The sequence below is a fragment of the Vibrio sinaloensis DSM 21326 genome (genome assembly GCF_000189275.1).
Lineage (GTDB): Bacteria > Pseudomonadota > Gammaproteobacteria > Enterobacterales > Vibrionaceae > Vibrio > Vibrio sinaloensis.
The window spans coordinates 33,976-46,503 of the sequence record NZ_AEVT01000073.1 but is presented as its reverse complement, the minus strand read 5'-3'; the positions used below and the strand labels follow the sequence as shown (position 1 = coordinate 46,503).

Sequence of the window (12,528 nt, the reverse complement as noted above, 5' to 3'; positions counted from 1 at the left end):
TGTTTGGTGTTTAAGGTGGTTTGCGGAAGCTTCGGTATTGCGTTGCTCACACCTTAACAGGGCGTTATACAACAAGAGGTAGTATGAAACTTAAGTTATACAAATATTTGCCTTTTAATGATGGCGCTAAATGTCTTTTAAAAGACGGAACCATGAAGTTTTCTTCCTACGATACGTTTAATGACCCCTTTGATTGCGTTGTTAGTTACGACTTGGACGAAGCTGAGAAATACATGTCCTCTAGAAAAGACCTTATCAAAGCTGCTGGTGATAGGATCGGATTGAGTCCGGCAAAAAGACTTCAAAACAAAGGTGTGATGCTCAAGCGTTTGGAACACTCATTGGTTAGTGGAGCTGCGTCAAATGACATAGCTAAAGAGTGGGGTGTTTGCTGCTTATCTTCTCAAGCAGACAATATACTAATGTGGTCTCATTATGCAGACAACCATCAGGGTCTGTTAATAGAGTTTACAACTGATCAAAATCACATTGGTATGGTGACAAATCCTGAATATTACTTAACAGCTTGGCCCATTGAGTACACTGAGAAAATGCCTGTACGGAAGTTGGGTGTTAGAGATTTTGAAGCAGTTAAAGAACAGTTTTTGCGCAAATCTATAGATTGGGCTTACGAAAAAGAGCACAGGTGCCTATCTCATCGCAAAGGTCCGGGCATATACCCCTTTGATAAGACAATGGTCACTAAAGTTGTTGCTGGAGTGAGGATGCCCGATGAGGACTTTATAAAATTAAAGCAGTTAGTAGAACAATTTGAAATTTCTGCAGGGACGAAAGTCGAGTTAAAGAGAGCTGAAATGGTCAAAGGTAAGTACCAACTAAATGTTGTATAACAATCTGTTTAAGAGTGATTCGCAACGCGTGGCATTTTTACTATGCGTTGCGTTTAGTGTTTAAGGTGGTATGCGGCGGCATTGGTATTGCGTTGCTCACACCTTAACAGGGCGTTATAAGCTTCGAGGAAAATTATGGAAAGTATCATCAAACAAGCAATCGAATTGCGGAAACAGGGTAAGTATCAAGAGTCGAGAGCTTTGCTAAAAACGCTGCTAAACGATGACGCTTGTTCTGCTAAAGCTCACTTGCAAATTGCTTGGTCATACGACAACGAAGGTAAAGAGCAAGAAGCGATTAGTCATTATCTGTCATCTCTTTCAGGTCTTTTATCGTCAGTAGAAAGGTTTGATGCTTTGTTTGGGCTAGCGAGTACTTATCGAAGCCTTGGCATGTATTCGGAGGCGTTAAGCTACTTTGAGCAAACTCTAAGAGAGTACCCTAGTTCCATTGAAGTTCAGCCTTTCTATGCCATGTGTCTCTACAACTTGGGGCGCCATAAAGAAGCAACATCATTACTACTCGAACTTTTAGTATCAACCACGAACAGTGATGTAATTAAAGAGTATCAGCGAGCTATTTCTTTATACGCAGAAGATTTAGATAGAAAGTGGTAAAACGAAACACGCTTATAACAAGCAATTTAAGAGGGATTCACAACGCTTGGCACTTTTGCTTCTACTTCAGTTTTAGTGTTTATGGCACAATGCTTTAGGTTTGGGTGGAGGCGTTGTTCACCCCTTAATTGGGCGTTATGCGACAGGAGGAAAAATGGAAATTTTAAAGTTAGTCTTAGCAATAGCTCAGAATATAGCCTGGCCCTTATTGATATTATACATTGTTGTGCTCCTAAAAAAGCCGATCTCTAAACTGGTTGCTTACTACACATCTCAAGACGATGACAAAGAACGAGATATTAAAGTTAAAATGGGCAGCTTTGAAATTCACACCAATAGAGTGGATATTAAGCAGCAACAAGATGTATATAGTCGAGATTTTATAGAGACTTTGGCGAAAGAGCCAGACGAGAGAAAAAGACTAGAAATGGTTGATTTGCCTATTGCGGCGAAAAACACAATAGGTCAGCTCGATGAGGAATCTGTACAACTTGTAGAGAAGTTGGCTTCTAGGCGCCTCTCCAATTCCTTTATTTTGAACTTTAATAACCCTGAGGTAAATGGCTTCGACATTAGTAAATATTCTGAGTTACGTGATAAGGGGTTAGTCAATGGAGCTATGCTTGACCCATCAGACGATATTTGTTGGCTTACCCCGTTGGGAGTGAGCGTTGTCAGGGAAATCGAAGCTCGAAAACAATCGCATAACAAGGCGTTTAAGGCAGATTCCCAACGCATGGAGCTCTGAGTCATGGTTGTTTTTAGTGTTTACTGCGTAATTGTTTAGGTCTCGTTTCAGCGTTGCTCACTACTTAACGCGGCGTTAGCCGCCAAAGTTGTTGCTTTATGAACTAATAGAGAGAAGTAATGGAAAGTGTTTTAATTGAAATAGATGATATGGTGTCGGAGTTACGTGAGCTCGTCGATAGCCTAACAATCTACATAGAAGATAAACCGGTATCAAAGCAAGTTAGGGATGGTGTATCTTCCTTCCTTCAGCACCTGACTGAATACTCAAAAGTTTCTCAAGAAGACGATATCGACAAACTAACATCATCGGCAAAAGCTGTCGCAATATATGGTCTATCTATTGGTCAAGGAATAGCTAAACTTAAAGATGTTGATAATCAGATGGCTAGCATTAGTGACGAGTTAGTTAGAAAATCGACTAAGTTTCAAAACTTGATTGAAAACTCCCCCTTAGAATATCAATCGTTAAAATTGGATAATAGTTTGAAAAATGACGCTGAAGTGACTAGCTTCAAGTCAGTTAAAACTAACCTGAAAAAGCTATCAGATTCACATTTACAACATGATCAAAGAATCAAGAAATTGCTTAGTGAAAATGATTTACGAATTACTGAGCTTAATGATCGCGTTAGTAAAATAAATGATACTGCTAATGCTGAAATTGCGAATGTTACAGAGTTATATAAACAAGCGCTGGGAGATGTAGAGTCAAAGAACAAACAAATAGATGATATTTTAGGGCATGTTTCTGGTCGGGCGATTTCTGGTGATTATGAAGAAAGTGCAGCAGAAGAAAAGAAAATGGCAAATTGGCTTCGTTATGCATCACTCGCCTGCATGCTTACCATAGTGGTTGTTGTAGGATATTCTTTTTTGGAAACTACTAGCGCAGAATTCCAGTGGCAAAAATCATTATTTCGTATTGTTCTGGCTATGTTGTTATCAGTCCCAGCAGCATATCTTGCGAGAGAGTCTGCAAAGCACAGGGAGCAACAATATAGGCACTTACAAACATCTTTGGATCTTAAAACAATATCTCCGTACATTGCATCTTTACCAGATGAAGAGCAGCATAAAATAAAGTTAGAAGTTGCAAGCCGCCTTTTTGCAGCCAGAGACTTTTCGAAAGTTAGTTCCGATCCATATCCAATTAATATGCATGAAATTATCATGGAACTCCTGAAAAAAGTTGATGTTGGAAAAAGTACAAATTCAAAATAGAAAAGCGGCTAACAAACTGTTTAAGAGTGATTCGCAACGCGTGGCATTTGTACTATGCGTTGCGTTTAGTGTTTAAGGTGGTATGCGGCGGCATTGGTATTGCGTTGCTCACACCTTAACAGGGCGTTATGCTCTAGGAGATGATTTTGCTCGATTTATTCAAGAAAGTAGTTCTAATTAATCTCTCAGCAGCTCTTGTTGTTATCGCTCTAGCCCAGTTTGTCCCATTCTTTGCTACTACTCAGTTGGTCGATTTTCTTTTCTTTGTCGTCATCGTCATATGGGTTTTGGCGAAGCTAATGTGGGAAGGCGGTGTCCATAGCAAGACGACTCGGTTAGATGACCCTAGAACAGATAAAGTCTACAAAATGGTAGAAGGGCATGATTTCGAAAAAGACGAACGAGAGCACTATCGAATGAATTACCAAACAGGCTTAGTTTTCTTCATAGCGGGTCTGCCAGCGTTCATTGCTTGTTTAGTCCTTCAATTTCTTTAAGTACGAGCATAACAAAGCGTTTAAGACAGATTCGCAACGCTTGGCACTTTGGGTTTGAATCAGTTTTAGTGTTTACGGCACAATAGGTTAGGTTCAGTGGTAGTGTTGCTCACTACTTAACGCGGCGTTAAATGCCAGAGGTTGTATGAATATCGAAGTATCGAATGACATAATTGGAGCCGCAGCATTTTTTGCGATACTTGTGTATCCAGAGCAGACTGAAAGAAGCTTTGAAAAGAGAAACCAGTTAATTGACTCAATTATGTACCTTGGCGCTCGACAAGACGGTTACAAGCCTGTCGATATGACTGGCTACAAAGGGTTTGCTTGCCAAGACTTCTCTAAAGTTGCATTGCGAAGATTCGAAGCTCGATTAGAAACTGCAAATAAAATCTTGGTTGATAAAGTCTTTCAAGCTGTATCTTGGATACAAATACACAGCTTGACTGGTACTGAAATGTGCGTGTTATGGGATAGATGGAAAGATTATGGCGTTGATGTAAGAGAAAGAGCTCGGAAAGAGGTGTTTTCTCCCTTTAAGCCAGTACTTCATCTGGCTTTCTCTTTTGCTACAGTTGGTATCGGCTTGCTAGACAAAAACAGCATATCTCTGGACATCATCTCGGCATGTCGTGGTTACAGTCATTGGCTTAAGGATGTTGTAGAAGATTCGGGCGCAAAATTGACGTTGTTTGAAGTTAACCCTCTGATGCAAGGTCGTCGACTTTTTGATCATCGTTTACGAGTAGTTTCGGAAAAGTCGTTAATGCTGAACTTATCAAGTGTCGAAATTCCCCCCACTAGAAAATAGTTTTCCAGTTGTAACCTAGTTATGTCGAAACGTAATTAGGAGAAAAAGTGATGTCGTTATTGCTTGATTTGGCTATAAAATTATTAACATTTATATTGCTTTTGTTAGAAGTTATTGAGAAAAGTGGGATGTAAAGGCATTTAACAAACTGTTCAAGAGGGATTCGCAACGCGTGGCATTTTTACTATGCGTTGGTTTTAGTGTTTAAGGTGGTATGCGGCGGCTTTTTGTATTGCGTTGCTCACCCCTTAACAGGGCGTTATGTTTATAGGAGAGTTCTGTGAGTGGAGTGAAGATTCCATTTGGTTATGATTCAAATCGAAACCAAGTAACAATTTTGAATTACCTACCTTTTGGAAGACCGAATCCAATATATTGTGGTGGAAAAGGCTGTGAAGCAGAACTTAAGTATGTTTCAGCTAGTCAAAGGGTTGGTAAGTCAAGGACAACTCAAGTTCCAGCTTACTTCAGGTTGGCGAAATATGAAGATCATTCAATTACTTGTTCTTTTGCTACAAAAGGAAAACAAATAATTGACGCAGCAGGCTCAACAAATGAAGTCCTTACAGCCCTAGCTAATGGTAGTCGAGTTTTTCGCATTCATTTGATGGATGATAAGGACCAAATGAAAATGAAAGGTAAGGAAAATGATTTTTTAAAAAATCATAACCACGACACAGTAAAACGAACCTATAGAACACGCGGTAGAAAATTGCCTTATGTAAATAGTCTAAATGGTTTGCTTGACCTTTATGAATATGGGCGTAAAAACCCAATAATGCGTCAGTCAATTTTCGTTATGGTAGATAAAGAAAAATTAAGGTGGGATGAATTTTTCTTTGACGTTAAGCATTATGATCAATTACATCAAAAGGTACTTGCTAACGGTACGGTTAAAGCTGCGGTTATAGGTCAGGTTAATAAAGTCAATTTTAGTACCCCAACTAGGCGTTTTTCTTCAGCTGAGCTTTCTCCAAAATTTCAAGGTAAAGGGAATAATATTTACCCTATTGCTCGTTTAAAGTTCGGCTTAAATCATAGTTTCATCACACCGGGTAAAAAAGTATTGTGTTTTGGTTCATTTAAATTAGAGCATGACGTGTCCAAACGTATCGTTCCTTCTCACAGAGGACATGAACTAGTTATGGGGTTAGCAGCGCCATACCAGTGGCTTGAAATATAAACATAACAAAGCGTTTAAGACGGATTCACAACGCTTGGCATTTTGGGTTTGAATTAACTTTAGTGTTTACGACCCAATATTTTAGGTTAGGCGGTCGCGTTGTTCACCACTTAACGCGGCGTTAGCCGTCATTGTATTCAGCAGGTAATAAATGAAAATTGACTTAAGAAAGTCTCCGTTACAAATGTTTAGCCGCCAGTTAGTGCGGTTAAAGTATGTACAACATATACAGAATGATCTGGATATCGAAACAACACGTAAATTTGATCGCAAAATTAGATATTTAAACCAAACTTACGTGTTTCATTTGGTTGCGTATTGGCAAGATTTTGTTGAGTCTCTCGTGCGTCGAAAACTAGCGGATATCACGTCAGATTGTGGGTCTGATCCTTTAGATGATTCACTTCCTCAGAATGTCGAAAAAAAACTGAGATGGTTTAACACTCCCAATACAAAAAATATTGACCAATTACTTAAAGATACTCTCGGTTTAACGAAGGTTACTACTTGTTGGAATTCTGAAGGTCTTTCACGTGATGAAGCAAAGGAAAGACTTGATGGGATCTTATTGTCTCGGCATCAAATAGCGCATACAGGACTGACTTCAAAAGAATTGAGCTATGAATCAAACTTTGAAGACATGGAGTTCATTTTTCAGTTAGCTACTCATCTTCAAAAAGCAGTTGATGATCATATAGTCTAAAAGTGTCGGCTAACAAAGCATTTAAGAGTGATTCGCAACGCTTGGCAGTTTCGCTTCGCTCAAGTATAGCCAAGCGCCACTCACACCTTAATGCGGCTTTATGCGTACAAATCAAATAAGGATATATTACGTGGAAGACTTAGTGAATTTGTTAAAGAATCATGGCTTTAAGGCTGAGTGTAAAGCTAGAAAAGTAGTTGTGAAGCTTGAAGGGCTGTCAAATTCAGTATCAATTAATAAGGATATAGCCGCTAACAAATATAGGGTTAAAACTAATGATACAGCCTTATCAATATTAGCTTGTTGGTTTCTATTTATGGGTTTATACGGTATTAACTCGGAAGGTGATAGTCCACTGAACTTTGTGTTGATATCTGCTTCAATGTACTTTTTTGTTTCCGTAATACTGACAGAGCTTAAGTTGAACAAACTCCGTTCGATCATTGATGATGTTAATAGCCAAGAGTACGAATAACAATGCATTTAAGGCAGATTGGCAACGCATGGCATTTGGGGTTTGGTTGGCTTCAGTGTTTACGGCACAATAGTTCAGGTTCGGTGGTAGTGTTGCTCACTACTTAATGCGGCGTTATGTGTTTGAGCACAAGCGTGGAGGAGCTTCAGTGACTTTAAAACAAAGATTTCAGTATAAATTACTTCCTAAAGTTGTAGATAAATACATTGAGTTCCGAAATTCATGTATCGAAAAAAATCTACGCAAGCTCAAAGTTACTTCAATTTTAGTGGATAACACAGTTCTGTTTCACGGTGTTACTCATGAAACCGCATGGATATCCAGTGGTAGAAAAAAGTGGGGCGATACTACAATAGATACTGGTTACCTATCTAGAATTCCAGTGCATAGAAATGGCTGCGAAGATCGTGAATTTGCCTCAATTAAATATTTGCCAAGTATTGTAGATTTAGCTAGGCGTGGGGTCATTGAGCTGTGCCTTTCTGATGAATTGAAAGACGAACAATTAACTCAACCTATGGGAAGATTTCAAGGCTATGGGATGTTTGATAACTCATTATTTAAAGCGCTTGATATGCGAATTATCCATGACCCGGATTATACATTGGCTATTGGCTTCGGCTGTAGAAGTCTTGAAGAGCAAAGAAAAGATAGGTTGGCATCAAAATCTGACCCACTTTATCAGGACTTAATTCGAGTGCTAGGTAAGAAAAACTCACAGGATATCTGGCATATAGTCTTGGCGGAAAGAAATGACTGCTACTGTTTTTTAACTATGGATTTTAGGTTGGTTAAAAACTTAGAAACACAGAAGAATAACCCTGTAGTTAGATCGTTAAAAACTAAGGTTCTGACGCCAGAGCAATTTGGTCTAGAAGTTAATCTGCCGCCAATTTCTCCCCGCTTTTACTCGTACCATATGGCAGATTGCCCCGTGAATAGCGAACTTAACTGGCACGATTCGAAAAGACAGAAGCCGAGAAAAAACAAATAACAAAGCAATTAAGAGTGGTTCCCAACGGTTGCCATTTTTCATTCCATCGTTGAGTTCAGTGTTTACGGTGGTAAGGTTGGTTTTCGTGGTCGCGTTACTCACACCTTAATGCGGCGACTTTGGTATTGCGTTGCAAGGCATTATGTAGCAAGGAGGTTAGATATGCTTAAGCTCGTGAATAAAAAGGCTTATGTTCAGTCTGTGGCTAACGATGTAGCTCCTAAGCTGTGTGCTAAATTTGGGAAAAAGAACATCTATTCGTTTCATGAGATTAGTAGGGTATTGAACCAGATTAATCGCAGTAATGACCGATTCTATAAATCAGTTGCTTATGGCATGTTGCTGCCATACAATAAAGAGTTAGCTTTAGAACTACATGAAGATCTTGGCGACTTGTTGGATTTTCAAAAGTCTGTCGGAAAGATCCTATTTAACGTATCTGAAGTTCCATCATTTGAAAGCTACTTACTATATGCAGAAGTAAATGTAGAATCTAATAGTAAAGTGACGAATACCAGCCTAGATGGTTCTGGTGGTATAAACTTTTTTGATTTGGGTGGTGGCGAGTAGCGACATAACAAGCAATTTAAGAGTGATTCAGCACGCTTGGCATTTTTAGTTTTGGCTAAGTTTGGTGACTACGGTGGTTAAATTGAGTGTCGTCGTTGCGTGCTTCACTCCTTAATTGGCTACTGTGTGCTTTGTGGCATATGTCACAAACTATAAAACAGATGAGAGTAAAATTCCTCGGAAAATATCTTATAAGGTAGGTTTTTGATGAAGTTCAATAGTTTACTTCTCATTGCTCTCTGTTTTGTCTCCAGTTCATCCATCGCTTCTACCAGCACTTTAGAGTGCGTATATAAAAAGTATACAGACCCAGAAGGTGTTCATATGGCAAAGAGTGATTTCATTCTTAGATATCTGATTGATCCCGATGTCGACAAAGTTTATGTGCTGGGGAACAATGGTAGTAATGAGGTGGTAAAGGTTTCTGGGAATGATCATGTGTCATTTTTGGAAGCGACAGGGACAGGTAATGTGATGGTCACTACGATTACAAATAAAATGGATACAGTTCATAGTCGAAACACAGTTGGCTTTGGTGGTGACCTGATTCCATCTCAGTACTACGGGAAATGCACTGCCAAGTAATACGCACATAACAAAGCATTTAAGAGTGATTCGTATCGCTTGGTGGTTTCGCTTCGCTCAAGTATAGCCAAGCGCCGCTCACACATAAATGGGGCGCAATGCCTGTTTAGATAATAGGAGTTCTAGTGTTGTGTCAACAAAACAAGATCTGACAAAACTTAAGGATTTAATTGCTCGAAATTCAAGCAATGATACGCATTTGGTATTTAATAATACTTTTGCTATGGCGTGTTATTTATCATTAATGGGTGAAAAGAAAGCATCGGAGAAGCTACTAAATAGCTTGTTTGATTGGCTCGGTAGAGAGCGTCGAACGACTTATTTTCAGGATATTTTCAGTAGTTTTCACGCCAATGCTCATATTTACAGCAAAGAAATTAAAGCAAACGCAGAACTCACGAATTTACTAAATAGAACCGTGTCAGAATAGGCATAATAAACTGTTCACGAAGGATTCGTAACGCGTGGCATTTGCACTATGCGTTGGTTTATGTGTTTAAGTTGGTATGCGGAGGCTTTGGTATTACGTTGATCACGACTTAACGCGGCGTTACGTATTAGGAAGTATTATGGAAACAAGTTGGCAAGATGTAGCAATTGAAGCTATAAAAATTTTAGGTCCTGCGATGGTAACTGGTGTCGCAGCATACTTTACGGCAACTATTCAATTAAAAGCAAAGCTTAAGCAGATTGAGAAAAATTCAGAATACAAAGCGCGTGAAAAGGTTTTTGATTTTAAAACTGAGAAGTACAACAAGTTAGACAAATCACTTGCCATACTCAATGAGAGTCTAAGCTTTTTAGCCGGAATGTCTATGACTGATCGTGATGATCAATATGCAATAAATTCTTTTGTTGCAAAACACCTTTCAACATTTATCTATTCTGCTCCTTTTGATGTAAAGCTAACAATCGATCAGTTTCTGCCTCTAGCGACTGAATATCCAAGAGAGTTTGATAAATTACAGAAAGATTTGTTGTTAGTTGAGGAATTAAAGCAGCCTAACAACTATGATCAAGTTAATGATACCATTGTCACTTTTATTGGAGTCTATGGCTTTATTAGTTGCTGTAGTAAAATAGTAGCAGAGAAAGAAGCATTGGAAGTATTTGAGCCTTACAATAATCCCAATGCATAACAGACGGTTAAGAGTGATTGACAACGCGTGGCATTTTCACTTTGCGTTGAATTTAGTGATTAAGGTATCATGCGGCAGCTTGGGTGTTACGTATCTCACACCTTAATTGAGCGTTAGGCTAAAAGCGCAACCTTATGTTACCTGATCAGTTAATTATGTTCTGTGCTTTAATATATGCTCCGATGAACCTAGGCGGCGTATGCTATGAACGAAAAACTAGCCTTATTACTAACGTGTCTTGTATTAGCAGGGTGTAGTAGCAAAATGACTGATTCATATGTTGGTATTTTCACTAAAATGGATGCTCAGGAAAAAGAGTGGTCGGTTCCAGCATACGCACATCAACGGGAGTCAGGTCAATTTGTGATTAAGTATAAAACCCCAGAAGGTGATGGGGCAGCCACGCCTATTATGGAAGAGTTTGGCGATGAGTGTCGGTTTGACCTGAAGGTTGGCGTTAAGTTGTTGTGCTCAAACAAAAGTTCTGATCATAGACAGAATTTTTCGTTTGTAGGTGAATATAGGCCTTAAAGTCACAATTTACCTAACATACTGTTCAAGAGGGATTCGCAACGCGTAGTATTTTTACCATGAGTTGGCCTTAGTGTTTAAGGTGGCATGCGGCGGATTCAGTACTGCGTTAGTATTTAGAGGTATATATGAAGTTTTTGAGGGAAGTACTAAACGTCAAGGTTTCTAAAGCAAAATTAGAAAGTCTTACGAATATAGGAATCCAAGATATATCACATGAGCTTTTTCAATCGGGAATTATTAGTTTTTCTTCACCTGAAGAAAGAATAATTGAAGATGAAAAAAGATCATTCTACTTTGATATGGCGAAATCACTGTCTCAGGATCTCGAGTATATTTCTTCTGCTCAGAACTTTAAGAGGCAAAAAATCGCACTTAGAGAGCGAGTTATGGGAGCTATTCGGTGCTCTGTACTAGGAAGTATAGTAAAAGATAAGCTTTCTGATGGTGTTCCTCTAAAAGAGCTGAAATCTGCATTTGATGAGTTGGAGTTTTGGTTTCCTTTTGGTGATAAAGAATCAGTCAAGAAAATAACAGTCCTAGGTTTTGTAAAGGAAGGAGCCTTGTTTGAAGTCAGAAATTATTTAGGTGATGCTCATAGCGGTGATTGGGCTCAGATGTATAGGTTTATGTTCGAAAACATGATAGAGCAGACAATTTCTACATATTTGTTGCGTAAATCAGATAGTGATTGCCTGCTTGATAAGCATTATCAGCGTGAATTTAACAAGCTAACAGATAAAATTAATGCGCATGAGTATGTTTACAATGAAGTTATGAATGGTGGCAACTTCAAGTTCAACAAAAATGACGCAGAAAATTTAGCGTAGAGGACAATTAAATCCTAACAAGCAGTTTAAGAAGAGTTCAACACGCGTGTCATTCTAGGTCTGCAATGATTTCGGTGTTGAAGTGAAACGTAGTAGCTTGTACATTGCGTACTTCACCCTTAACTGGGCGTTAGTTTTATAAACTAAATTATGTATTTTTTGATGAGCGATACCAAATCTTGCTATGATGACAGATAACCGTTGGATTACATTAGTGAACCTTAGTTTATAGTTTTATTAAATACTGGATATATAAATTAAATGATTGTTAGAATTTTACTATTCTCTTTTTTATGTGGGTCGCCTTTATCAGCATCAGCAATACCTAAGATACAAATTTTAAATTCCACAAGTACAAATGAGCGAGATGTTAATACCACTTGGAAATGGTTAGAAGAAACAAAAATCATACAGGGGAGAATATCAAAAACAGATGTCATTAATATTAGTTGTACTTCGAATACTATTTATTTAACGACGGTAGATGATGTTAAAGCAACTGAAATGATCAATGAATTGATAACCATCTCTTTTGATAAAGACTATTCATTTCATTCTATTGATGGAAAGTATGTACATTTCCAACTAGAAAGTAGCATTAATGATTTTTTTAATGATTTAGAACATGCCTACCAGATCCACAATCAAAAATTTTCAAAGGTAGGTGCTTTCAAGCAGTATGGAGTATATTGTGCGGGTGTATACTTTGATTAGATATTGCTTCGTGAATTGCGAGCTTAACTGGCACGAATCGAAAAGACAGAAGCCGA

At 38.5% G+C, this 12,528-nt stretch carries 17 protein-coding genes; all 17 read left to right on the top strand.

The features are described 5' to 3' along the window. Positions 1-83: 83 nt before the first annotated feature. Positions 84-851: a DUF2971 domain-containing protein gene (locus RH45_RS13090; RefSeq protein WP_008077885.1), complete on the top strand. Its 768-nt coding sequence runs from the start codon at positions 84-86 to the stop codon at positions 849-851. 135 nt (positions 852-986) lie between these two features. Beyond that, entirely contained in the window at positions 987-1,469 is a 483-nt protein-coding gene (locus RH45_RS13085) for a tetratricopeptide repeat protein (protein ID WP_008077884.1), read from the top strand. Between the two features lie 154 nt (positions 1,470-1,623). Further along, on the top strand, positions 1,624-2,217 hold the full coding sequence (locus RH45_RS13080; protein WP_008077883.1) for a hypothetical protein: 594 nt from the start codon (positions 1,624-1,626) through the stop codon (positions 2,215-2,217). Positions 2,218-2,336: 119 nt separating this feature from the next. Then, positions 2,337-3,440, top strand: a complete 1,104-nt coding sequence (locus RH45_RS13075; protein ID WP_008077881.1) for a hypothetical protein — start codon at positions 2,337-2,339, stop codon at positions 3,438-3,440. Positions 3,441-3,586: 146 nt separating this feature from the next. Further along, positions 3,587-3,937, top strand: coding sequence for a hypothetical protein (locus tag RH45_RS13070; protein WP_008077879.1), 351 nt, complete (start codon positions 3,587-3,589; stop codon positions 3,935-3,937). Between the two features lie 145 nt (positions 3,938-4,082). Next, complete coding sequence (locus tag RH45_RS13065; RefSeq protein ID WP_008077878.1) at positions 4,083-4,748, top strand: hypothetical protein; 666 nt, start codon at positions 4,083-4,085, stop codon at positions 4,746-4,748. A gap of 280 nt (positions 4,749-5,028) precedes the next feature. After that, positions 5,029-5,931 carry a hypothetical protein gene (locus RH45_RS13060; protein WP_008077877.1) on the top strand — a complete coding sequence of 301 codons (903 nt, stop codon included), beginning with the start codon at positions 5,029-5,031 and terminating at the stop codon, positions 5,929-5,931. A gap of 151 nt (positions 5,932-6,082) precedes the next feature. Next, positions 6,083-6,634, top strand: coding sequence for a HEPN domain-containing protein (locus RH45_RS13055; protein WP_008077876.1), 552 nt, complete (start codon positions 6,083-6,085; stop codon positions 6,632-6,634). A gap of 130 nt (positions 6,635-6,764) precedes the next feature. Continuing rightward, a complete protein-coding gene (locus RH45_RS13050; protein WP_008077875.1) occupies positions 6,765-7,109 on the top strand; it encodes a hypothetical protein in 345 nt (114 codons plus the stop codon). 148 nt (positions 7,110-7,257) lie between these two features. Further along, the gene (locus tag RH45_RS13045; RefSeq protein ID WP_008077873.1) at positions 7,258-8,103 is read left to right on the top strand and encodes a hypothetical protein; all 846 of its coding nucleotides are present in this window, start codon (positions 7,258-7,260) and stop codon (positions 8,101-8,103) included. 162 nt (positions 8,104-8,265) lie between these two features. Beyond that, a complete protein-coding gene (locus RH45_RS13040) occupies positions 8,266-8,673 on the top strand; it encodes a hypothetical protein (protein WP_008077872.1) in 408 nt (135 codons plus the stop codon). 324 nt (positions 8,674-8,997) lie between these two features. Beyond that, positions 8,998-9,258 carry a hypothetical protein gene (locus RH45_RS13035; protein WP_241211645.1) on the top strand — a complete coding sequence of 87 codons (261 nt, stop codon included), beginning with the start codon at positions 8,998-9,000 and terminating at the stop codon, positions 9,256-9,258. Between the two features lie 130 nt (positions 9,259-9,388). Further along, complete coding sequence (locus tag RH45_RS13030) at positions 9,389-9,688, top strand: hypothetical protein (RefSeq protein WP_008077870.1); 300 nt, start codon at positions 9,389-9,391, stop codon at positions 9,686-9,688. A gap of 139 nt (positions 9,689-9,827) precedes the next feature. After that, entirely contained in the window at positions 9,828-10,397 is a 570-nt protein-coding gene (locus tag RH45_RS13025; protein WP_008077869.1) for a hypothetical protein, read from the top strand. A gap of 204 nt (positions 10,398-10,601) precedes the next feature. Next, positions 10,602-10,928 (top strand): hypothetical protein, encoded by a 327-nt coding sequence (locus RH45_RS13020; RefSeq protein ID WP_008077868.1) that lies wholly within the window; start codon positions 10,602-10,604, stop codon positions 10,926-10,928. Positions 10,929-11,056: 128 nt separating this feature from the next. After that, positions 11,057-11,758, top strand: a complete 702-nt coding sequence (locus tag RH45_RS13015) for a hypothetical protein (protein ID WP_008077866.1) — start codon at positions 11,057-11,059, stop codon at positions 11,756-11,758. Positions 11,759-12,019: 261 nt separating this feature from the next. Then, a complete protein-coding gene (locus RH45_RS23365) occupies positions 12,020-12,472 on the top strand; it encodes a hypothetical protein (protein WP_138956418.1) in 453 nt (150 codons plus the stop codon). Positions 12,473-12,528: the final 56 nt, after the last annotated feature.